General features: G+C 65.7%; 23 protein-coding genes and 2 tRNA genes. 10 read left to right on the forward strand and 15 right to left on the reverse strand.

Annotation, left to right across the window (positions count from 1 at the left end; genetic code table 11):
- Positions 1 to 21 precede the first annotated feature (21 nt).
- From rpoZ to U4Y88_RS08200, 3 genes are all read right to left on the reverse strand, one after another.
- Positions 22 to 225, reverse strand: coding sequence for a DNA-directed RNA polymerase subunit omega (gene rpoZ, locus U4Y88_RS08190; RefSeq protein WP_027817423.1), 204 nt, complete (start codon positions 223 to 225; stop codon positions 22 to 24).
- Positions 226 to 264: 39 nt separating this feature from the next.
- Positions 265 to 978: a guanylate kinase gene (gene gmk / locus U4Y88_RS08195; protein ID WP_224004267.1), complete on the reverse strand. Its 714-nt coding sequence runs from the start codon at positions 976 to 978 to the stop codon at positions 265 to 267.
- Positions 979 to 1,072: 94 nt separating this feature from the next.
- Positions 1,073 to 2,008, reverse strand: coding sequence for a YicC/YloC family endoribonuclease (locus tag U4Y88_RS08200; protein ID WP_224004270.1), 936 nt, complete (start codon positions 2,006 to 2,008; stop codon positions 1,073 to 1,075).
- Between the two features lie 316 nt (positions 2,009 to 2,324).
- Between U4Y88_RS08200 and rph the strand changes: the two genes are divergently transcribed.
- The 8 genes from rph (at position 2,325) to U4Y88_RS08240 (ending at position 8,381) form a co-directional block, all read left to right on the forward strand.
- Positions 2,325 to 3,065, forward strand: coding sequence for a ribonuclease PH (gene rph / locus U4Y88_RS08205; protein WP_224004273.1), 741 nt, complete (start codon positions 2,325 to 2,327; stop codon positions 3,063 to 3,065).
- Positions 3,058 to 3,687, forward strand: coding sequence for an RdgB/HAM1 family non-canonical purine NTP pyrophosphatase (gene rdgB, locus U4Y88_RS08210; RefSeq protein WP_310634122.1), 630 nt, complete (start codon positions 3,058 to 3,060; stop codon positions 3,685 to 3,687). Before rph ends, rdgB begins: the two co-directional genes overlap by 8 nt.
- Positions 3,688 to 3,731: 44 nt before the next feature.
- Complete coding sequence (gene hemW, locus U4Y88_RS08215; protein WP_224004647.1) at positions 3,732 to 4,901, forward strand: radical SAM family heme chaperone HemW; 1,170 nt, start codon at positions 3,732 to 3,734, stop codon at positions 4,899 to 4,901.
- A 90-nt stretch (positions 4,902 to 4,991) separates the two neighbouring features.
- Positions 4,992 to 5,081 (forward strand) — tRNA-Ser (locus tag U4Y88_RS08220).
- Positions 5,082 to 5,368: 287 nt separating this feature from the next.
- Positions 5,369 to 5,581, forward strand: coding sequence for a hypothetical protein (locus U4Y88_RS08225; protein ID WP_224004279.1), 213 nt, complete (start codon positions 5,369 to 5,371; stop codon positions 5,579 to 5,581).
- Positions 5,582 to 5,712: 131 nt separating this feature from the next.
- Positions 5,713 to 6,258 carry a TonB family protein gene (locus tag U4Y88_RS08230; RefSeq protein WP_321783304.1) on the forward strand — a complete coding sequence of 182 codons (546 nt, stop codon included), beginning with the start codon at positions 5,713 to 5,715 and terminating at the stop codon, positions 6,256 to 6,258.
- 454 nt (positions 6,259 to 6,712) lie between these two features.
- Positions 6,713 to 8,026 carry an MFS transporter gene (locus U4Y88_RS08235; RefSeq protein WP_224004285.1) on the forward strand — a complete coding sequence of 438 codons (1,314 nt, stop codon included), beginning with the start codon at positions 6,713 to 6,715 and terminating at the stop codon, positions 8,024 to 8,026.
- A gap of 175 nt (positions 8,027 to 8,201) precedes the next feature.
- On the forward strand, positions 8,202 to 8,381 hold the full coding sequence (locus tag U4Y88_RS08240; RefSeq protein WP_310634124.1) for a hypothetical protein: 180 nt from the start codon (positions 8,202 to 8,204) through the stop codon (positions 8,379 to 8,381).
- Positions 8,382 to 8,416: 35 nt separating this feature from the next.
- Here U4Y88_RS08240 and U4Y88_RS08245 read toward each other — a convergent pair whose 3' ends face one another.
- The 8 genes from U4Y88_RS08245 to map form a co-directional block, all read right to left on the reverse strand.
- Complete coding sequence (locus U4Y88_RS08245) at positions 8,417 to 8,638, reverse strand: hypothetical protein (protein WP_224004674.1); 222 nt, start codon at positions 8,636 to 8,638, stop codon at positions 8,417 to 8,419.
- A 302-nt stretch (positions 8,639 to 8,940) separates the two neighbouring features.
- Positions 8,941 to 9,948 carry a lipopolysaccharide heptosyltransferase I gene (gene waaC, locus U4Y88_RS08250; RefSeq protein WP_321783306.1) on the reverse strand — a complete coding sequence of 336 codons (1,008 nt, stop codon included), beginning with the start codon at positions 9,946 to 9,948 and terminating at the stop codon, positions 8,941 to 8,943.
- A 362-nt stretch (positions 9,949 to 10,310) separates the two neighbouring features.
- Positions 10,311 to 10,625 carry a YXWGXW repeat-containing protein gene (locus U4Y88_RS08255; RefSeq protein ID WP_224004307.1) on the reverse strand — a complete coding sequence of 105 codons (315 nt, stop codon included), beginning with the start codon at positions 10,623 to 10,625 and terminating at the stop codon, positions 10,311 to 10,313.
- A gap of 261 nt (positions 10,626 to 10,886) precedes the next feature.
- Positions 10,887 to 11,141, reverse strand: coding sequence for a cell division topological specificity factor MinE (gene minE / locus U4Y88_RS08260; protein ID WP_028215841.1), 255 nt, complete (start codon positions 11,139 to 11,141; stop codon positions 10,887 to 10,889).
- Positions 11,142 to 11,155: 14 nt separating this feature from the next.
- On the reverse strand, positions 11,156 to 11,971 hold the full coding sequence (gene minD, locus U4Y88_RS08265; protein WP_224004310.1) for a septum site-determining protein MinD: 816 nt from the start codon (positions 11,969 to 11,971) through the stop codon (positions 11,156 to 11,158).
- 93 nt (positions 11,972 to 12,064) lie between these two features.
- Positions 12,065 to 12,916, reverse strand: a complete 852-nt coding sequence (gene minC / locus U4Y88_RS08270) for a septum site-determining protein MinC (RefSeq protein WP_224004311.1) — start codon at positions 12,914 to 12,916, stop codon at positions 12,065 to 12,067.
- Positions 12,917 to 13,199: 283 nt separating this feature from the next.
- Positions 13,200 to 13,736 (reverse strand): GNAT family N-acetyltransferase, encoded by a 537-nt coding sequence (locus U4Y88_RS08275; RefSeq protein ID WP_224004314.1) that lies wholly within the window; start codon positions 13,734 to 13,736, stop codon positions 13,200 to 13,202.
- Between the two features lie 154 nt (positions 13,737 to 13,890).
- Positions 13,891 to 14,676, reverse strand: a complete 786-nt coding sequence (gene map / locus U4Y88_RS08280) for a type I methionyl aminopeptidase (RefSeq protein ID WP_224004317.1) — start codon at positions 14,674 to 14,676, stop codon at positions 13,891 to 13,893.
- Positions 14,677 to 14,862: 186 nt separating this feature from the next.
- Between map and U4Y88_RS08285 the strand changes: the two genes are divergently transcribed.
- Positions 14,863 to 15,663: a hypothetical protein gene (locus tag U4Y88_RS08285; protein ID WP_321783308.1), complete on the forward strand. Its 801-nt coding sequence runs from the start codon at positions 14,863 to 14,865 to the stop codon at positions 15,661 to 15,663.
- A 124-nt stretch (positions 15,664 to 15,787) separates the two neighbouring features.
- On the opposite strand, the gene U4Y88_RS08290 is transcribed toward U4Y88_RS08285, so the two are convergent.
- From U4Y88_RS08290 to U4Y88_RS08300, 3 genes are all read right to left on the reverse strand, one after another.
- A tRNA-Ser gene (locus tag U4Y88_RS08290) sits at positions 15,788 to 15,878 on the reverse strand.
- A 148-nt stretch (positions 15,879 to 16,026) separates the two neighbouring features.
- Positions 16,027 to 17,319 (reverse strand): serine--tRNA ligase, encoded by a 1,293-nt coding sequence (serS, locus tag U4Y88_RS08295; protein WP_224004321.1) that lies wholly within the window; start codon positions 17,317 to 17,319, stop codon positions 16,027 to 16,029.
- A 110-nt stretch (positions 17,320 to 17,429) separates the two neighbouring features.
- The gene (locus U4Y88_RS08300; protein ID WP_321783310.1) at positions 17,430 to 18,761 is read right to left on the reverse strand and encodes a replication-associated recombination protein A; all 1,332 of its coding nucleotides are present in this window, start codon (positions 18,759 to 18,761) and stop codon (positions 17,430 to 17,432) included.
- A 320-nt stretch (positions 18,762 to 19,081) separates the two neighbouring features.
- Between U4Y88_RS08300 and cytX the strand changes: the two genes are divergently transcribed.
- Entirely contained in the window at positions 19,082 to 20,401 is a 1,320-nt protein-coding gene (gene cytX / locus U4Y88_RS08305; protein WP_321783312.1) for a putative hydroxymethylpyrimidine transporter CytX, read from the forward strand.
- A 93-nt stretch (positions 20,402 to 20,494) separates the two neighbouring features.
- Here the strand turns inward: cytX and bioB are convergent, their stop codons facing one another.
- Positions 20,495 to 21,580 carry a biotin synthase BioB gene (gene bioB / locus U4Y88_RS08310; RefSeq protein WP_176080785.1) on the reverse strand — a complete coding sequence of 362 codons (1,086 nt, stop codon included), beginning with the start codon at positions 21,578 to 21,580 and terminating at the stop codon, positions 20,495 to 20,497.
- Positions 21,581 to 21,622: the final 42 nt, after the last annotated feature.

Consider the following 21,622-nt stretch of genomic DNA (forward strand, 5'->3'; position numbering starts at 1 on the left):
TATGGGTACAGCAAGGCGCCGTTAAACGGGCACCTTTTTCAGCATTTCCAGACCCACCTGGCCAGACGCGATCTCGCGCAGCGCGACGACGGTCGGCTTGTCGCGGCTTTCGATCTTCGGCGTGTGACCTTGGGCGAGCTGACGTGCGCGATACGTTGCGGCAAGCGCCAGTTCGAAACGGTTCGGAATTTGTTTCAGACAGTCTTCGACGGTGATGCGGGCCATGTCGGGTTCCTTCTCATTCTCACAGGTTCTTATTCTACCTTATGTGCCCGATGCGCCGGGCTGCGGCTGATGGATACCAAGCTGCACGAACAGCTCGGTGTGCCGCGCGTATTGCGACGTGAAGCGCAGACGCGTCGCGCTCACGATGTTGCGCAGCTCCTGCAGCGCGCGATCGAAGTTCTCGTTGATCACGACGTACTCCGCTTCGCTCGCGTGCGCCATCTCGCTGCCCGCTGCCAGCAGGCGTCGCGTGATGACGTTGGGCTCGTCCTCGCCGCGCTTGCGCAGACGGTCGGCGAGCGCATCGAGCGACGGCGGCAGGATGAAGATTTCCACGGCGTTGCGGAATTGCTTCTTCACCTGCTGCGCGCCTTGCCAGTCGATTTCGAGCAGCACGTCATGGCCGATCTTCATCTGATCTTCGATCCACACGCGCGACGTCGCGTAGTAGTTGCCATGCACTTCCGCGCTTTCGAGGAACTCGCCTTGCGCATGACGCGAAAGGAAATCGTCGACGGTCGTGAAGTGGTAGTGCTCGCCGTCGCGCTCCTTCGAACGCGGCTCGCGCGTCGTGTACGAAATCGACAGACAGATCGCGCTGTCTTCGGCGAGCAGCGCGTTCACGAGCGTGGATTTGCCCGCGCCCGACGGCGCGACCACCATGAAGAGATTGCCCGGATAAACGCCCACGTACGGATTGCGCGGTTTCGTTTCGGACTTGTGCGCACCGGCGCCGCTAGTCTGGTCGGTCATGTTCGTTGCTTCCTGTTTTGCTGCTGTGTTACTGCGTGTTGATGCGTGCTTATACGTCTTTACGCGCGCTTGCACATGTTGCCGCGCGCACGTTTTATTCGAGGTTCTGCACCTGCTCGCGCATCTGCTCGATGAGCAGCTTGAGCGTCATCGACGCGTCGGCGAGTTCCTTGGCCGCCGCCTTCGAACCGAGCGTGTTCGCTTCGCGGTTCAGCTCCTGCATCATGAAGTCGAGACGCTTGCCCACACGGCCGCCCTTCTCGATCACGTGACGCGTTTCCGAAAGATGCGCGGACAGGCGCGAGAGTTCTTCGGTGATGTCGATGCGGATGCCGTACATCGTCACTTCCTGGCGAATGCGTTCGGCGACTTCCTCGCGCGACACGCTGCCGATGTTGCCGTTGCCGTTCGCTTCCGGCGCGGCGATGCCGAGCGCTTCCTGCAGACGTTCGACGATCTTCTGCTGATGCTTGACGATCAGGTCCGGCACGAGCGGCGTGATCTTTGCGACGATCGCTTCCATCTCGGCGACGTTGGCGAGCAGCATGTTCGCGAGTTGCGCGCCTTCGCGGCCACGCACATCGATCAGATCCGCGATGGCCTGCTTGCCGCAGCCGAGCACCGCGTCGCGCAGCACTTCGGGTGCGACGCCGCTTTCCGCCAGCACGCCCGGCCAGCGCAGGATCTCGCCGGTACGCAGGCGGCCCGACTCGGGAAACGCGTCGAGCACCGCGCGTTCGAGCGAGGCGAGTTGTTCGAGCGCGTCGCGGTTCAGCGAGCCGGCGTTGGCGCCCTGCTCGCTGCGCTGGATGTTGATGCGGATATCGACCTTGCCGCGCGAGAGCTTCGTCATCAGCATTTCGCGCAGCGTGGGTTCGCACACGCGCACGTCTTCCGGCATGCGGAAATTCAGGTCGAGAAAGCGCGAATTCACGGTGCGCAGTTCGACGGACACGCTGGCGCCGCCAGTGCCCGATGCCGCCACCAGTTCGCGCGTGGCGCTGGCATAGCCGGTCATGCTGTAGATCATGGTTCGTCTCGCGTAAAAGCCATGCGGCGCGCCGATGACGGGCGCGGCTCACGGCGAGGAAAAATCGAGGCGCCCGGCGTGGACTCGTGCAATCGATGACGCGGGGCGGAGAATCGCCATTATCCCATTTTTGGCCGCGCGCCCGCCCGTTCGGCGGGGTCCGCCGGCCGGCCCAGCGGCGGGCCGCCAGCCAGCCGCGGCGGCGTGCGGCGCGGAACCGGCCCCGCCGGGCCGGAACCCGCGCCCCGCGCCCACAGTGCGAAGGCGCTAAAATTGCGTTTTCCCCTTCCTTTGCCGTGCCCCCGCACGCCCGACGATGACCCAATCCATCCAGCGCCCCTCCGGCCGCGCCGCCGACCAGCTTCGCGACGTCCGCATCACCCGCCATTTCACGAAGTACGCAGAAGGGTCGGTGCTCGTCGAATTCGGCGACACCAAGGTGCTGTGCACCGCGAGCGTCTCGGAAAGCGTGCCGCCGTTCCTGCGCGACAAGGGCCAGGGCTGGCTCACCGCCGAATACGGCATGCTGCCGCGCGCCACGCACACGCGCAGCGACCGCGAAGCCGCGCGCGGCAAGCAGACGGGCCGCACCCAGGAAATCCAGCGCCTGATCGGCCGCGCGATGCGCGCGGTGTTCGATCTGGAAGCGCTCGGCGCACGCACCATCAACCTCGATTGCGACGTGCTGCAGGCCGACGGCGGCACGCGCACGGCCGCCATCACGGGCGCGTTCGTCGCGGCGCACGATGCCGTCTCGAAGCTGCTCGCGACGGGCCGCATCGAACGCTCGCCGATCACCGACTACGTGGCGGCGATCTCGGTCGGCGTCTACGAAGGCCTGCCCGTGCTCGACCTCGACTACGCCGAAGACTCGCAATGCGACACCGACATGAACGTCGTCATGACGGGCTCGGGCGGCATGGTCGAAGTGCAAGGCACGGCCGAAGGCGCGCCGTTCTCGCGCGACGAACTCAACGCGCTGCTCGACCTCGCGCAAGGCGGCATCCGCACGCTGATCGAGAAGCAAAAGGCCGCGCTGGAGATCGCACATGGCTGATACCGCTGGCCAGGGCGGCCTGTCGGGCCGCGTCGTGCTGGCCTCGAACAACGCCGGCAAGCTGCGTGAATTCGCGGCGCTGCTCGGCGCGGCGGGCATCGAACTCGTGACGCAAGGCGAGCTTGGCGTGCCCGAAGCCGAGGAGCCGCACGTCACCTTCGTGGAGAACGCGCTCGCCAAGGCGCGCCACGCCGCGAAGCTGACCGGCCTGCCCGCCATCGCCGACGATTCCGGCCTTTGCGTGCGCGTGCTGGGCGGCGCGCCGGGCGTGTATTCGGCGCGCTACGCGCAGCGTGCGGGCGGCGAGAAAAGCGATGCCGCGAACAACGCGCTGCTCGTCGCGAATCTGCAGCAACACGCCGACCGCCGCGCGTATTACTACTGCGTGCTCGCGCTCGTGCGCCACGCCGACGACCCCGAACCGTTGATCGCCGAAGGCCGCTGGCACGGCGAAGTGATCGACGCGCCGCGCGGCGAGAACGGCTTCGGCTACGACCCGTACTTCTACATCCCGGGCCTCGAAGCCACCGCCGCCGAACTCGATCCGGCGCTCAAGAACGCGTCGAGCCATCGCGCGATCGCCCTGCGCGCCCTGCTCGCGCGCCTCGAGGAGCTAGCGTGAGCCAGCAGCACCGCATCGGCATCGAAGTCGTGAAGTCGTTCACGATGCCGGGCAGCATCCGCCTCACATCGCTGCCGCCGCTTTCGCTTTACGTGCATTTCCCGTGGTGCGTGCGCAAGTGCCCGTACTGCGATTTCAACTCGCACGAATGGAAAGGCGATCGCTTTCCCGAGGACGATTACCTCGACGCGCTGCGCGCCGATCTCGAACAGGCACTGCCGCTCGTCTGGGGCCGCCAGGTGCACACGATCTTCATCGGCGGCGGCACGCCCAGCCTGCTCTCGGCGAAAGGGCTCGACCGCCTGCTCTCCGACGTGCGCGCGCTGCTGCCGCTCGACGCCGACGCCGAAATCACGCTCGAAGCCAATCCGGGCACGTTCGAGGCGGACAAGTTCGCACAGTTCCGCGCGAGCGGCGTGAACCGGCTGTCGGTCGGCATCCAGAGCTTCAACGAGGCGCATCTGAAGGCGCTCGGGCGCATTCACGACGCGGCGCAGGCGCGCCACGCGGTGGAAGTCGCGGCGAAGACCTTCGACAACTTCAATCTCGATCTGATGTTCGCGCTGCCGCAGCAGACGCTCGCCGAATGTCAGGCCGATATCGAAACGGCGCTCGCGTTCAAGCCGCCGCATCTGTCGCTCTATCACCTCACGCTGGAACCGAACACGCTGTTCGCGAAGTTTCCGCCTGCCCTACCCGACGACGACCAGTCCGCGGACATGCAGGAGTGGATTCACGCGCGCACGGCCGAGGCGGGTTATGGGCGCTACGAGGTGTCGGCGTATGCGCAGCCCGGCCATCAGAGCCGCCACAACCTCAACTACTGGCGTTTCGGCGATTACCTCGGCATCGGCGCGGGCGCGCATACGAAGCTGTCGTTCCCGAACCGCATCGTGCGGCAGATGCGCTACAAGCATCCGTCGACCTTCATCGAGCAGGCGCGCGCGGGCTCGCCGGTGCAGGAAGAACACGAGGTCGGCGCGCGCGATCTGCCGTTCGAGTTCATGCTCAACGCGCTGCGGCTCGTGGAAGGCTTTCCGGTGCATCGCTTCATCGAGCGCACGGGCTTGCCGATCACGACGATCGAACCGCAATTGCAGGAAGCGGAAAAACGCGGGCTGATCACGCGCGATTACGAGAAGATCGTGCCGACCGAGCTGGGTCAGCGTTTTCTCAACGATCTGCAGGAGCTGTTTCTCAAGGACGGGTCCTGAGTTCGCGCCGAGGTTCCAATGCGCATTTCGGTGCGCGCCGCCGGCGAGGCTGCCGGCGCGCGCACATTCCAGGTTACAATGCGCGCCTTCGGAGGTGTGGCAGAGTGGTTGAATGCACCGGTCTTGAAAACCGGCGAAGGGGTAACCCTTCCGTGAGTTCGAATCTCACCGCCTCCGCCAGCGACCCTCGCACGCCTCATCGCGAACGCCCGGCGCCCTTTTCGCGGCACCGACGCTTCGCTCTCAGATCCGCGCAACGCGGCTGAAAAATTCCCGACACGCCCGACACACAACGCCTCAATCGCTCATCGAGCCTCGCTCGACAACGGCCCGCGTACGTCGATTCCATTTTAAGGGTCGAATAACTAATTCGCCCATTTCATACACCATGCCAGAACCCTGGCATAACCCTAGGTGAAAACCCTAGTATTGCGGTAAACTATCGCCTGTTCAGGGGATTGCTCACCATGCCGCACCGTTACCAAGTCTTTGAAAAGCTGGCCTTTTCGTTCGTCGTTCTGTCTGCCGTGATGTGCTCGGGCTACATCGCCTGGGAAAGCTCGCCCGATCTGCGCGCGAACGTGCAAGTCGGCAAGGAGCTGTTCCTCAAGAGCGGCGAATACTCGTACGCCTGCGCGACCGTGACCGCGGACCCCTGCGCGCAATTCCCCGTCGAATAAACGCGGCAGCCGATAAGCGCCCAGCCGCACACAACCCGCCAGCTTCCCGCCCTTGCGCGGGAGAGTTCGGATTGCATCCCGCACCGTTTCGACTAAGCTCGAATCTGGTTTCGCATTCGAGCCTGGCAAACATGCTCATCCGCGTCCGCACGCGCAGCGGTGATCACACCGCGAGCGCCTCCCGACTGAACATCGCTCACATCGCACACGCAGCGCCGCTGCGGCGTCTGAGTGCAATCGTGCTGCTCGCGCTCGCGAGCGCCTGCACGATCACGCCGCCGCCTCGACCGCTGCTCGTGATTCCTCCCGAAGCCATCAACAGCACGACGCTCGACCAATACAAGGCGGCCGTGGCGAAACGCATCGTCGAGCGCAATCCGTCGGCGGTGCTGCACGGCACGCCGCAGGCGATGCTGCGTTCGCTCGTGGTCGTCTCGTTCACGGTCAATCGCGAGGGCCAGGTGGTCAAGTCGTCGGTGTTCCGCACCAATGGCGACGACGACGCCGAATCCACCGCGCTCGCCACGCTGCGTCACGCGACGCCGCTGCCGCCGCCGCCGCCGCGCCTGCTCGACTCGGCCGGCCAGATCGAGCTGTTCGAGGACTGGCTGTTCAACGACAACGGCAAGTTCCAGCTCCGCACGCTCGCCTCGCCGCAAGCGCAGAACTTCAACTGAGCGTCGACCGAGCTTCAACCGAGCGTCCACTACGCCCGCGAGCGCGCCTTTCGACGCGCCCGCGCCACGCTTGCATGTGCCTTGCTGCGCGGCGCGCCCGCTCGTTATAATTTTTCGCTACCCCTCGCCGGCATCTGCCCGGCCACGCCTTCGTCCGTCGCCACCCGCGCCGCGCCGAAGCGCGCTTCGACCGTATCTGCATCGTGCCCGCGCCTATCCGCGCGCGCCGGACGGTCCACGCCTTCGCGCGCACAGCTGACGCTGCGCGATGCATACTGACGATTCGTTGCCGGCTCAAGCATGTCGCCCCAAGGTGCCGCCTCGGCATCCGCGCCCGCCCGCCGGACTTCGAAACCTGCACAAAGACGCCCGCGCCGCGCCTTGCGCCCTCGCCGCCGCCCTCGGCCCGGCGGGGAAAGCGCGTCAGCGCGCGTCACAACGACTGGAGACCCCGATGTCCACCTCCCCGCTCTCGTCGGCGAGCGCCGACCAGCCCGACGCCCGCCAGCAAAGCACGGCGCGCGTGATTTTCGCGAGCTTTATCGGCACCGCGATCGAGTTTTACGACTTCTATGTCTACGCAACGGCCGCCGCGCTCGTGATCGGCCCGGTGTTCTTCCCGCACGGCTCGGCGACGGCGCAGGCGCTGTCGGCGTTCGTGACCTTCGGCATCGCCTTCGTCGCGCGTCCGATCGGCTCGTTCCTGTTCGGCCATTTCGGCGACCGCATCGGCCGTAAATCGACGCTGGTGGCCTCGCTGCTCGTGATGGGCGTCTCGACCACGCTGATCGGCTTCGTGCCCGGCTACGACTCGATCGGCAGCCTCGCGCCGATCCTGCTGTGCGTGCTGCGCTTCGGCCAGGGCATCGGCCTCGGCGGCGAATGGGGCGGCGCGGCGCTGCTCGCGACCGAATACGCGCCGCAAGGCAAGCGCGGCTGGTTCGGCATGTTCCCGCAGCTCGGCCCGTCGGTGGGCTTTCTCGCCTCGAACGGCCTGTTCTTCGGCCTCGCCTCGACGCTCTCGGACCAGCAGTTCCGCGACTGGGGCTGGCGCGTGCCGTTCATCGTCTCGGCGGTGCTCGTCGCGCTCGGCCTGTACGTGCGCCTGAAGATCGCCGAAACGCCCGCGTTCAAGGCGGCCGTCGAGCGCGAGGAGCGCGTCAAGGTGCCGGTCGCGACGCTGCTGTCGAGCTACTGGTGGCCGACGATCCTCGGCGCGCTGGCGATGGTGGTCTGCTACACGCTGTTCTACAACGCGACGGTGTTCTCGCTCTCGCACGGCGTGACGGCGCTGCATATTCCGCGTCCGACCTTCCTCGGCATGCTCTGCATCGCGGTGGTGTTCATGGGTATCGCCACGCCGATTTCGGCGGCGCTGTCCGACCGCTTCGGCCGCAGGCCGGTGCTGATCGTCGGCTGCATTCTGGCGATACTCTCGGGCTTCACGATGCAGCCGCTGCTCGGCAGCGGCTCGCTGCCGCTGGTGCTGCTGTTCCTCGTGATCGAGCTGTTCCTGATGGGCGCCACCTTCGCGCCGATGGGCGCCCTGCTGCCCGAACTGTTCCCGACCAGCGTGCGCTACACGGGCGCGGGCGTCGCCTACAACCTCGGCGGCATCCTGGGCGCGTCGGTTGCGCCGTATATCGCGCAGGTGCTGGCCGCGCGCGGCGGTCTGTCGTGGGTCGGCGCCTATGTGTCGATCGCGGCCTGCGTGAGCCTCGTCGGCGTGCTCTGCATGCGCGAAACGCGCCATACGTCGCTGACGTAATGCGCTGAACCGGCAAGCCGAAAGCGAAGCCAAAAACAAAAAAGCGGAATCCGGTCATCGGATTCCGCTTTTTTCTTGTGGGTGATTGTGTTCACTTTGGGCCCGCGCGCCGCGTGCCTATACTCGATGACGAGGCATCAACACCGTCCGCGCGACCGCGCCAGGGAGGCCAACGATGAACCTGCATCTGAGCAACGCCGATATCGTCCTGATGATCGCGCTCGCGCTGGGCATCTCACTGATCCTGGCCTTCCGTCTGAGTACGCGAACGTGGCGCGCGGTGGTCCTCGAAGCCCTGGTCGCCAACGCCGCGGCCATCGCGGCAGTCATCACCGTCGAAATGCTGCTGGCCTGAGCGCGCCGCCTGCATCGGCACCGCGCCCGTCGCGCTCAACGGTAGTAGTAGCCGTGATGGTAGCCGCCGCCATAGCCGCCGCCCGGCGGCACCACGATGCATCCGCTCAGCGACGCCGCGAAGAGTGCACCTGCGATCAGGGTAAGCGTCAATCGTTTCACTTCGTTCTCCCATCGAGTCAATGTCTTGCGTCCGGCGCGTTCCGCTTGAGGAATCGCGTACTGCGGACGGTTTGCATTGAACACGACGGCGCGCATCGCAGGCGTTGCAATTTGTAAGCAGCGGTGTGGCCCGTGTTACAGCACGCGCGCATTCGCACGCGGACAGGCGCGCGCGCCGCGCCGAGTGCAACACAGGCACGACACTTTTAACAACCTCGTAATGAGAAACGCGCGGAAAAGGCGTGGAAAACGCGTGCAGAAAGCGTGGAGAAACACGCGACGCTGCATGCGAAACGACGCGCGAGGCATCGTGCAAAAGCGGCCGGCGCGCGATGAACGCGCGCCGGGAAACCGCGAGAAAAATGCCGCGGAGGACCGTTAAAAACAGCCGCTAAAAATCAGACGTTCGACGCGCGCGGATCTTTCAGCGCGCCGTCCGCATCGCGCGCGGGATACACGCGATCGACGGCGTCGATCGCCACCGAAACAGGCGGCACGTGATGACCGTCGCCGATCGAGATCGAGCGATGCGGCGCACGCACGCCGAGGTGCTCGGCATTGGTCGCGATGAAGATCATGATGGTCGGCTTGAGCAGCGCGTGGGCGAGGTGCACGAAGCCGGTATCGGTGCCCACGACGAGCGCCGAATCCTCGATGCGCTGCGCGACCTGCGTGACCGTGAGGCGCGGCAGGATCGTCGCGCCGGGCACGAGCGCCGCGATCTCACGCGCGGTGTCATGCTCGGCGTCCGAGCCCCAGGGCAGCTCGATACGCAGGCCACGCGCGATCAGCGCGCGGCACAGCTCGACCCAATGCTCGACGGGCCACTTCTTCTCTTCCTTCGAAGTGGCGTGGAAGATCAGCGCGGTAGGCGCATCGGGCGCGGGCAGCGCCTTGCCGTCGCGCGGAATGCGCATCTGGAAATCGGGCGGCGTGTCGATCGTGTAGCCGAGCGCCTCGCCCGTGCTGATACGCATGCCGAGCCACGCATCGCATTGCGGACGCGGACCGAAGCGGCCGTTGTACGCAAACGCCGCGCCGCGCTCGCCGAGATCCTTCGCGAGATAGCCGAAGCGGCGGCGCCCACGCGCGAGAAACGCGATGATCGCGCTCTTGTAGACGCCGTGAATGTCGATGATGGCGTCGTAGCGATGCGCGCGCAGTTCGGAAATCGACTGCCAGATCGATTTGAGATCGTTCCAGCTGCGCGCTTTCTTGAAGCGGCGCAACGGCGCGCACAGCACGCGGTCGACGCCCGCGTTCCAGTGCACGATTTCCGCGAAGGCGTCGTCGACGGCCCAGTCGACGATCACGCCAGGGTAAGCGCGCTGGACATCGGCCACCACGGGAAGGGCCTCGACGACGTCGCCGAGCGAGGTCACCTTGACAATCAAGACTCGTTTCATTGTGCTGCGGACCGGCGAAGGCCCAATTCAGTGATTTGCCTGCGTTTTTCCGAGATTTTAACGGACGAAGCCTGATGCGAGTGACGGAATCCGCGTCGGAATACGCAGGCTTTCCCTGCCCTAATTGCCGGGCTTGCCAGCGGGGCTTGATGATGGGTCTGAATGGCAGGCTCGACGCGGCTCGCGCGGCGTCCTCGGCGCCCTGCCCGCGCGGCGGGCACGCACTCGACACGCCCGCATAATGCAACGAGCCCGGCGCACGGCAACGGGCGAAAACTCGCACCGCTGCCGCGCGCCGGGCTCGCTGCGCCGTGAATGGCGCGACGTCGGCGAACGTCAGTGGATCACGAAGCGCGTGCGCCTCAAGCGGCCCAGTGGCCTTCGACCCAACGCCAGTTCGGTCCGTGCGCGATCCAGTGGCCCGGCACCCAGTGATAGCCCACGCGCTCGGCCTGCCAGTGGCCGCCGATCCAGACGTAGCGGCCGTGATCCCAGCGCCAGTGGCCCTTGTCCCAGACGTAGCCGACGCGCGGCGCGGGCACGACCTCGACGCGCTCGACGGGCGGCGCACTCGGCGCAACGACGATGACTTCGGCGAACGCCGGCGCAGCGACGGCGCAAGCGCCCGCGACGACGATGGCAGTTTTGGCGACGAGCAGGCGGAGCGAATTCTTCATGTTGATCACCCTTGAGTAAGACGCCATGAGTGGCGTTACCGGTTCAATGCGCGAGCGCGACGCCGCGCTGACAACGGTCGTGTAACCGCTCAGGGTGAAGTGAAACCGAATATTTCGTTCGGGTCGGGAAGGGGCGAAGCGGCAGAAAACCAGCGGCGCGAGGCGCTGATAAAGCGGCCGGCGGCGCCGTTCACCACGCGCACCGCCGCCCTGCAAATTGAGATGCGCGCGGCGCCATGAGGCCGCGCGCCGTGCCTGCGATCAGGCTTGCGGAATCTCGATCTTGACCTCGAGGACTTCGAGATCGTCCTGGCGTTCGAGGCTCACGCGGATATCGTCGTCGGAGATCTTCACGTACTTCGAGATCACCGCGACCAGTTCGCGTTGGAGAGCCGGCAGATAATCGGCGGGCGGATGGCCGCCTGCGCGCTCGTGAGCGATGATGAGCTGCAGGCGTTCCTTCGCTACCGAGGCGGACTTCTTCTTCTCGCCGAGAAAAAACGAAAGAAACGACATGACGTGCGCCTCCCTTACTTGCTACCGAACAGGCGCTGCAGGAGCCCCGGCTTCTGGTAATCGGTGAAACGAAGCGACTTCTCCTCGCCGAGAAAACGCGACACGATGTCCTTGTACGCTTCCGCGACGTCGGTACCGTCGAGATGGACGGCCGGCAGGCCCTGATTCGACGCGTGCAGCACGGCTTCCGATTCGGGAATCACGCCGATCAGGTCGATGCGCAGGATCTCCGAGATGTCCGACAGCGACAGCATCTCGCCTTCGTTGACGCGCTTCGGGCTGTAACGCGTGATCAGCAGGTGCTCCTTGATCGGTTCCTTGCCTTCGATCGCGCGCTTCGTCTTCGACGACAGCATGCCGAGAATACGGTCCGAGTCGCGCACCGACGACACTTCAGGATTCGTCACGATGAGCGCTTCGTCGGCGAAGTGCATCGCCAGCATCGCGCCCGACTCGATACCCGCGGGCGAATCGCACACGATGTATTCGAAGTCCATCTTGCGCAGGTCCTCGATCACCTTCTCCACGCCGTCCTTCGTGAGCGCGTCTTTATCGCGCGTCTGCGAGGCGGGCAGGATGAACAGGTTTTCGCACTTCTTGTCCTTGATGAGCGCCTGATTGAGGTTCGCCTCACCCTGGATCACGTTGATCAGGTCGTACACGACGCGGCGCTCGCAACCCATGATGAGGTCGAGATTGCGCAGGCCCACGTCGAAGTCGATGACCGCGGTCTTGTGGCCGCGCAACGCGAGGCCCGATGCGAAACTCGCGCTCGTGGTCGTTTTGCCGACGCCACCCTTGCCCGAAGTCACCACAATGATTTTTGCCATTCCCTTACCTTGCGTTCGTCAGTTTCTCAGTTTGGTCTCATCGCGTGCCGCTCGTGAGCGCCCCGCCTGCCACACGGGTGCGCGAGCGGCGACTCAGGTGAGCCTCAACGGTTCGATCAACAGCTTTTCTTCGTCGAGCCGGATTTGCGCCGGCTTGCCCCGCACGTCGTCGGCGAGTGGAACTTCAGTGGTACGGTAGATGCCCGCGATCGAAATGAGTTCCGCTTCGAGGCTCGTGCAGAAAATGCGTGCGTCGTGATTGCCGTGCACGCCCGCGAGCGCGCGGCCGCGCAACGGCGCGTAAATATGGATGTTGCCTTCGGCGATCACCTCGGCGCCGTTCGACACCATGCCGAGCACCACGAGGTCGCCCTTGGCGTAGACGCGCTGGCCCGAACGCAGCGGACGGTCGACCACCAGCGTGGGTTCCTTGGGCGCGTTGCGCGACGGGGTTTCCGCCAGCGTTTCCGTGGCCGCATCTTCTGCGGTCGTCGTGGTGGGAAAGAGTTCAGGCTGCGCGGCGCCTTTGTCGGCTGCGGCCGGGACATTGGCGGCTTCTGCCTGCGGCGCGGCGGCCTGCTCCGCGCTGGTGTCGGCATCGGCGCCGCCCTTCGCGTGGGCGCCGCGCTTGTCGCGCGCTTCGAGGAACGGCAGTCCGGCTTCGGCGGCCCAGCCGTGCTGGGCGGCTTGCGCGACCACGCCCACGGGACGCATGCGCACGCTTTCGAGCAGACGGGCGATGTCGCCGAGCGCGACCTGCTCGCCATCGGCCAGGCGGCGGATGTCGATAGCCACGGTATCGTTGGCGAAGAACTCCGGGGTCGCCTCGAAGCGCCGCGTGAGTTCGGCGCGCATCGCATCGAGTTCAGTCGTTTTGACCACGAACAGAAGCGTATCGACTGAACCGCTCTTCAGTTCAAAATATGGCGATTTCCTGGGCGACATGGCGATCGGCGAAAAATTTTGCGTATTTTACAGGCGCCGACGCGCACGGCCATCATTTTTAATGGCTCGGCATGCTGCGGCAAGGGGTCGAGGCGAGAACAACGCCGCGAATGATGTCGCGACGGACGCCGTGCCGCCACCGCTGCGCTCGCGCGCAGTGGCGCACGGCGCGACGGCGGCGCGTCACGGCTGAATCGACGACAGAAAAGACAGCAGGGAAGCTGACAGAAAAAACCGCGCAAGACCCGCGAAAAAAAGCCAGCCGACGCGCGGCGTCATTCAGTCATTGCGCCGACGCGTGCTGCGCCGGATCGGACACGTCGCGCACGAGCAGCGTCTCCCATTGCTCCGGCGAGTGCTGGCTGCGCGCGTGATCGCCCGTGGGCCCGAAGCCCAGACGCTCGTAAAAGCGCATGGCGGTGGTGTTCGAATCGGTGACCCAGGCATAGACCTGCGTCGCGCCTTCGCTCACGAGCCATTCGAGCGCGGCGTTCAACAGCAGCTCGCCGCCACGCAGATGACGCACGGCAGGCGCCACCCACAGCGCGAACACGAACGCACGGCGCGCCGGCGCACTCTCGAAATTCGCGCCGATCAGCCCCGCCGGATGCCCCTCGGTGTAGAGGATGAACGAAGTGGCGGCATGCGAATCGGCGTGACGCGCGGCCGCCGCGTCGTAGACGGCTGCATCGGCGGACAGCGCGTCTTCGAGCGAGTCGCCGAACGCATAAGGCGCGTCGCGCAGCGAAGCGGTACGAAGCTCGCGGAGCACGGCACCCTGATCGGCAGCGATACGGCGAACGGTCAGTGACGGACTCATGCAGTCGTAAACCCCAATAAAGCACTAACGCGTAGCTTTAACCGAACTGGCCAGAGAGTCAAATCCTTATTTGACGAAAACGTTCCCCGAGCGCGATCTGTGCGGAACTTCATCGCGCACTTGACAGAGCGGCCGAGCGGCCGCATCCCTGCCATCACGGCGCTTCGTAGCTGCCCGTGCCATCCGGCCAGGGCGTGAGCAGTTCGTAGCCGTCGTCGGTGACGGCGACCATGTGCTCCCATTGCGCGGAGAGCGAGCGGTCCTTGGTGACGACCGTCCAGCCGTCGCGCTGCACCGCCGTGCCGGCGCGGCCCGCGTTGACCATCGGCTCGATCGTGAAGACCATGCCCGGCTTCAGGCGCAGGCCCTGCCCCGGCTGGCCGTAGTGCAGCACCTGCGGCTCCTCGTGATAGACCTTGCCGATGCCGTGGCCGCAATACTCGCGCACGATCGAGAAACCGTCGGCCTGGGCGCGCTTCTGGATCGCGTGGCCCACGTCGCCGAGCGTCGCGCCCGGCTTCACCTCGCGGATACCCGCGAGCATCGCCTCGTAAGTCGTGTCGATCAGCTGGCGTCCGACCGTGCTCGGGGTGCCGACCGTGTACATGCGGCTCGTGTCCCCGAAATAGCCGTCCTTGATCACGGCCACGTCGATGTTGATGATGTCGCCGTCCTTGAGCACTTCGTTGCGGTTCGGAATGCCGTGGCAGACGACCGAATTGACCGAGGTGCAGATCGTCTTCGGGAAACCGAGGTAGCCGACATTGGCCGGCACGGCCTTGAGCGTCTTGACGATGAAGTCGTTGCAGATCGCGTCGAGGTCGTCGGTGGAAACGCCGGGCTTGACGTGTTCGCCGATCATGGCGAGCACGTCGGCGGCGAGGCGGCCCGAGATGCGCAGACGCGCGATGTCGTCCGCGGACTTGTAGGTGATAGCCATCTGAGAACCAGGTGAGCGCGGCGCCGCCAGGGCGATCCGCCGCGCATACAAAGGAGCAAAGGCACATTGTACCGGGGCGCTGCCGCGCTCCGGCCGGCGGACATTCGGAACTGTCCGATTGTCCGCGCGCAAGCCGCCCTCAAGAATGGGAAATATCTTACAACGACATACGCGGAACACCATCCCATGGATTCATCCACACTCTCCCCCGCAGCGCAGACGGCAACGGCAGCGCCGGTCAACGTACTGATCGCCCTGCCCACCTACGACAACTCGGTGCACCTCGACTTCGCCATGGCGCTCGCGCGCCTGATGGAGACGTTCAAGTCCACCGGCGTGCGCTTCGAGTACATCCACACGGCCTCGTCGCACATCATTCGCGCGCGCAATTTCTTCGCGAATTACTTTCTGAGCCATCCGGAGTTCACGCACATCCTGTTTCTCGACACGGACATGGATTTTTCGCGCGACGCCATTCCGCGTCTGCTCGCGGGCAACAAGCCGGTTGCCGGGATCGCGTGCCCGTATCGCTTCTTCGACCGCAACAAGACCATCACGGCGGACGACGTGGGCCTGTCGCTCGCCGAATGGCAGGAAAAGACCGTGGAGTACAACACCGCGATCCTCGCCGACGCTCAGGGCAACGGCTCGGTCGCGAACGGCTGGGCCGAGGTGAGCCATATCGGCACGGGCATTTTCCTCGTGCGCCGCGACGCGATCGACGCGATTGCACCGCTCACGCAGCTTTACCGGCCGCCCGCGCAATATGCGCCCTATCTGCCCGACGGCCGCTTTCACGCGTTCTTCGACACGGTCGGCGAGAAAGGCGTGTACCTATCCGAGGATCTGTCGTTCTGCCGGCGCGTGCGGGAGGCGGGCCTGTCGGTATGGGCGCTCATCGACGAAAAGATCGTGCATCACGGCGCTTCGGCGATCTCGGGCACGTATCTGCGCTCGCTGGAGCGGCGCGGACATATGGGCGTGTGAGGTTCGGGGAAAAGAGAGAAGCGGCGCTGCGAGACAAACCGGCGCCGACAAATGGGCACCAAAAAACAGGCGCCGCAAAGCAAAAACCCCTGCAGCGGTTAAGCATGCAGGGGTTTTCAGAATTTGGCGGAGAGGGTGGGATTCGAACCCACGGTACGGGGAAACCGTACGCCTGATTTCGAGTCAGGTACATTCGACCACTCTGCCACCTCTCCGGGGTACCGCTTTTTTACTGCTTCTCAGGTCTTGGTCGGCGACCAGAGAAGCGAAGATTATAGAACATATTTTGAATCCTGCAAGCCCTTTTACGAAAAAAGTTTCGAGGGCACTGCAGGACCCCGTTCATGTTCCGATCAAGCGCAATCAAACGTCCAGCGACAGACGCGAAACGCCGCCCATATACGGACGCAGCGCTTCCGGCACGGTGACCGAGCCGTCGGCTTCCTGATAGTTCTCCAGCACCGCGACCAGCGTGCGGCCGACCGCGAGGCCCGAGCCGTTGAGCGTGTGCACGAGTTCCGGCTTGCCCTGCGCGTTGCGGTAGCGCGCCTGCATGCGGCGCGCCTGGAACGCTTCGGTGTTCGAGCAGCTGGAAATTTCGCGATACGTGTTCTGCGCCGGCAGCCAGACTTCGAGGTCGTACGTCTTGGTCGCCGAGAAACCCATGTCGCCCGTGCACAGCGTGATCACGCGATACGGCAGGCCGAGCTTCTGCAGAATGGTTTCCGCGTGCACGACCATCTGCTCCAGCGCGTCGTACGACGTTTCCGGCGCGACGATCTGGACCATTTCGACCTTGTCGAACTGATGCTGACGGATCATGCCGCGCGTGTCGCGGCCATACGAGCCCGCCTCCGAGCGGAAGCACGGCGAATGCGCGGTCAGCTTGATCGGCAGCGCGCTGCCTTCGACGATGCTCTCGCGCACGGTATTCGTGAGCGAAATTTCCGACGTCGAGATCAGATATTGCGTGACGGTGTTTTCCGCGCCGCCCTTCTCCACGCGGAACATATCGTCCGCGAACTTCGGAAGCTGCCCCGTGCCGTACAGGATTTCGGGGTTGACGATGTAGGGCGTGTAGGTTTCCGTGTAGCCGTGCTGCGTCGTGTGCGTGTCGATCATGAACTGCGCGAGCGCGCGGTGCAGACGCGCGATCTGGCCGCGCAGCATCGTGAAGCGCGCGCCCGAAAGCTTCGCGCCCGTTTCGAAGTCGAGACCGAGCGGCGTGCCGACGTCGACGTGATCCTTCACCTCGAAGTCGAACGCACGCGGCGCGCCCCAACGGCGCACTTCCACGTTGCCGCTTTCGTCGCGGCCCACGGGCACGCTGTCGTGCGGCAGGTTCGGCACGCCGAGCAGCAGATCGGAGAGCTTCGACTGGATCTCGTCGAGCTTGACCTGCGACGCCTTCATCTCGTCGCCGATGCCGCCCACTTCGGCCATCACGGCCGAGGTGTCCTCGCCGCGGCCCTTCATCGCGCCGATCTGCTTCGACAGGCTGTTGCGGCGCGCCTGAAGTTCTTCGGTACGGGTCTGGATGGCACGGCGTTCCGCTTCGAGCGCGGAAAAGGCCGCGACGTCGAGGGTGTAGCCGCGGTCGGCGAGGCGCTTCGCGACGCCGTCGAGGTCTTTGCGCAGCAGCTGGATGTCGAGCATGGGATTGTGAGACGCAGTTTCGTTGTATGAAGTGGCGATTTTAGCGCACCGGCGCGGGCAATCCGCGCGGCACGGTGCAGCTGTGGCGCGCGCGCCGTTTTGCCGGGGCCTCAGCCCTTGCGCTTGCGCTCGCGGATTTCGTCGCGATGCTCGTCGCGCCATTGCGCGTCGAGGTCGGCGAGGCGCGCGAGCTTGTCGCCGATCTTGCCTTCGAGCCCGCGCGGCGTCGGCTGATACCAGCGCGGTTCGCGCATGCCGTCCGGCAGATAGGTTTCGCCGGCCGCGTAGGCGTCGGGCTCGTCGTGCGCGTAGCGGTATTCGTGGCCGTAGCCGAGTTCCTTCATCAGCTTGGTCGGCGCGTTGCGCAGATGCACGGGCACCGGGCGCGACTGATCCTTGCCGACGAAGCGGCGCGCCTCGTTGTAGGCGTTGTAGCCCGCATTCGACTTGGGCGCGACCGCCAGATAGATGACGGCCTGCGCGAGCGCCAGTTCGCCCTCGGGCGAGCCGAGACGCTCGTAGGTTTCGGCGGCGTCGAGCGTCATGCGCGCGGCGCGCGGATCGGCGAGGCCGATGTCCTCCCACGCCATGCGCACGATGCGGCGCGCCAGATAGCGCGGATCGGCGCCGCCGTCGAGCATGCGGCAGAACCAGTAGAGCGCGCCGTCCGGATTGCTGCCGCGCACCGACTTGTGCAGCGCGCTGATCTGGTCGTAGAACGCGTCGCCGCCCTTGTCGAAGCGGCGCAGGTTTTCGGCGAGCGCGCTGCCGAGCAGTTCGCCGTCGATTTCGCCCTTCTTCTGCTGGGCCGCCGCGCGCGCGACGATTTCCAGATTGTTGAGCAGCTTGCGGCCGTCGCCGTCGGCGGAACCGATCAGCGCGGCTTTCGCTTCGTCGGTGAACGTGAGGCCGCCCAATTCGGCGGCGGCGCGCGCGAGCAGTTCGCCCTGCTCCTCTTCGTCGAGGCTCTTGAGCACGTAGACGGCCGCGCGCGAGAGCAAGGCGCTGTTCACCTCGAACGACGGATTCTCCGTGGTCGCGCCGACGAACACGAACAGGCCCGATTCCACGTGCGGCAGGAAGGCGTCCTGCTGGCTCTTGTTGAAGCGATGGACCTCGTCGACGAACACCAGCGTCTGGTGGCCGTGCGCGCGGTGCAATTGCGCCTGTTCGACGGCCTCGCGGATATCCTTCACGCCCGAGAGCACCGCCGACAGCGCGATGAATTCGGCGTGGAACGCGTCGGCCATGAGCCGCGCGAGCGTGGTCTTGCCGACGCCGGGCGGCCCCCAGAGGATCATCGAATGCGCCTCGCCCGACTCGAACGCCACGCGCAGCGGCTTGTTGGGTCCGAGCAGATGCTTCTGGCCGATGACCTCGTCGATGGTGCGCGGACGCAGCCGTTCGGCGAGGGGGACGTTGGCACGGGTTTCTTCAAACATGACGTTTTCGCGATAATGTCGGCTAAGTGACGCGGCGGATGGCGCGGCGCGGTCTGCAGTTTGATCGCGCCCTGAATCCGCGCCGCCGCGCCAGCCCTGCATTATGACAGCCAGCGCCGTCGCGCGAGACCCGGCCGGGCCGGGCGCACGGCCGCCGGTCCGCATCGGACAAGGCGAAGCACGAGACAGACACCGCGGCGGATTCGCCGGTTTGCGCGCACGACGCGTCAGCCGCCGCACGGCGCCGCGCGTTGAGAAGCCAGCACGCGCCGCCCGCCGGCCAGCAAAGACAACATACGACACAGAGGACACGCTTTCCCATGACTCAAGACTCGCAAGCCGGCGCCGACGCCGGCTCGACTTACGCACCCAACGTGCCCGTGCCCGACGCGCGCCGCCAGTTCCGCACCGGCGACGCCTTCGCGCTGTGGTTCTCGCTCGGCATCGGCCTGCTGGTCGCGCAGGCGGGCGCCCTGCTCGTGCCCGGCCTCTCGCTGCCGCACGCGCTGCTCGCCATCGGCATCGGCAGCGTGATCGGCGTGGTGCTGCTCGCGCTCGCGGGCGTGATCGGCACCGACACCGGCCTCGCGGCCATGTCCTCGCTGCGCCCGACGCTCGGGATTCGCGGCGCGTCGATTCCGGCCGTCATCAACATGGTGCAGCTCGTGGGCTGGGGCTCGTTCGAGATCATCGTGATGCGCGATTCCGCCGACGCGCTCGCCAAGCAGGCCTTCGGCCTCTCGATGCCGCTGGTCTGGACCGTGATCTTCGGCTTGCTGGCGACGCTGCTCGCGATCAGCGGCCCGCTCTCGTTCGTGCGCCGCTTCCTGCGCAGCTGGGGCATCTGGCTGCTGCTCGCGGGCGCGGCGTGGCTCACGTGGAGCCTGCTCGCGCGCCACGACATTCACGCGCTGATGCAGCGTCCCGGCACCGGCGACATGCCGTTCGGCAGCGCGATCGACCTCGTGGTGGCGATGCCGCTTTCGTGGCTGCCGCTGATCGCCGACTACACGCGCTTCGGCCGCAAGGCGGGCGAAACCTTCCGCGGCACGCTGTTCGGCTATGGCATCGCGAACCTCTGGTTCTACGCGCTCGGCGCGATCTACGGCCTCGCGGCGGGCGGCGGCGACGCGCTGCTGACCACGGCGCTCGCGCAGGCGGGCGGCGGTCTCGCGCTGCTGCTGGTGCTGATCGACGAAATCGACAACGCCTTCGCCGATATCCACTCGGCGGCCGTCTCGACCGGCACGTTCTGGACGCGCGCCAGCGTGCCCTGGCTGTCGGCGGCGTTCGGCGCGATCTGCACGCTGATCGGCCTCGTGGTGCCGATGGCGAAGTACGAAAACTTCCTGCTGTTCATCGGCTCGGTGTTCGCGCCGCTGTTCGGCGTGGTGCTGGCCGATCACTTCATCGTGCGCCGCCGCCGCATCGACGCCGACGCACTCGCCGATCTCAGCGGCGCTTACGGTTATTCGGGCGGCTGGCACGTGAGCGCGTTCATCGCGTGGGCGCTCGGCATCGGCGCCTATCACGCGCTCAATCAGTGGCTGCCGAATCTGGGCGCGACGCTGCCCGCGCTGGTCGTCGGCGCGCTGTGCTATCTCGTGCTCGCGGGTCGCCGACGCGCGGCGTATGCCTGACGCGCACGCACTAGCCACTTCAAGCGCGCAATAAAAAACGCCACGCTGATTGCCTCAGCGTGGCGTTTGTGTTTTTAGCCCTTCAAAACAGGCTTATTCGCAGTGGCCGCAGCCGCCGTGCGAGTGATCGTGACCATGCGCGTGACCATGATCGTCGGCGGGCAGATGCTGCGCGGCCTGCGCCGTGATGCCCAGACGCGAGAGCAGCTTGCGGTCGGCTTCCGCTTGCGGATTGCTGGTCGTCAGCAGTTGGTCGCCGTAGAAAATCGAGTTCGCGCCGGCCATGAAGCACAGCGCCTGGAGCGCGTCGTCCATCTGCTCGCGGCCCGCCGAGAGACGCACCATCGCCGTCGGCATCGTGATGCGCGCGATCGCGATCGTGCGCACGAATTCGAACGGATCGATCGGCTCGGTGCCTTCGAGCGGCGTGCCCGTCACCTGCACCAGATTGTTGATGGGCACCGACTCCGGATACGGCTCCATGTTCGCGAGCTGCGCGATCAGGCCCGCGCGTTCGCGGCGCGACTCGCCCATGCCGACGATGCCGCCGCAGCACACGTTGATGCCCGCGTCGCGCACGCGTTCGAGCGTCTCCAGACGGTCCTCGTAGGTACGCGTCGAGATGATCTTGCCGTAGTACTCCGGCGAGGTGTCGAGGTTGTGGTTGTAGTAGTCGAGGCCCGCGTCGGCGAGCGCCTTCGCCTGGTGATCTTCGAGCATGCCGAGCGTCACGCAGGTTTCGAGGCCCATCGCCTTCACGCCGCGGATCATGTCCTTGATCGGCTCAAGATGGCGGTCCTTCGGATTGCGCCACGCCGCGCCCATGCAGAAGCGCGTCGCGCCGTTCGACTTGGCCACGCGCGCGGCGTCGAGCACGGCGTCGACGGCCATCAGCTTGCCCGCTTCGAGTTCGGTTTCGTAATGCGACGACTGCGGGCAGTACGCGCAATCTTCCTCGCAGCCGCCGGTCTTGATCGACAGCAGCGTGGAAAGCTGCACGGCGTTCGCGTCGAAATGCTCGCGGTGCACTTGCTGCGCACGGAACATCAGGTCGTTGAACGGCAGTTCGTAAAGCGCGGCGACGTCCGCGACCTTCCAGCGCGCGGCGGCTTCGGCGGCGGCGTGGGCGCTCGGCGCGGTGGCCTTGAGCGAGGTGATGTCGATGTGGGTTTGCGTCATGGTGTCGGCGTCCTTGGTGACGTTTTGACTGTTGTTGCGGGA

The sequence above is a fragment of the Paraburkholderia sp. J94 genome (genome assembly GCF_905220285.1).
GTDB classification, from domain to species: Bacteria; Pseudomonadota; Gammaproteobacteria; order Burkholderiales; family Burkholderiaceae; genus Paraburkholderia; species Paraburkholderia tropica_A.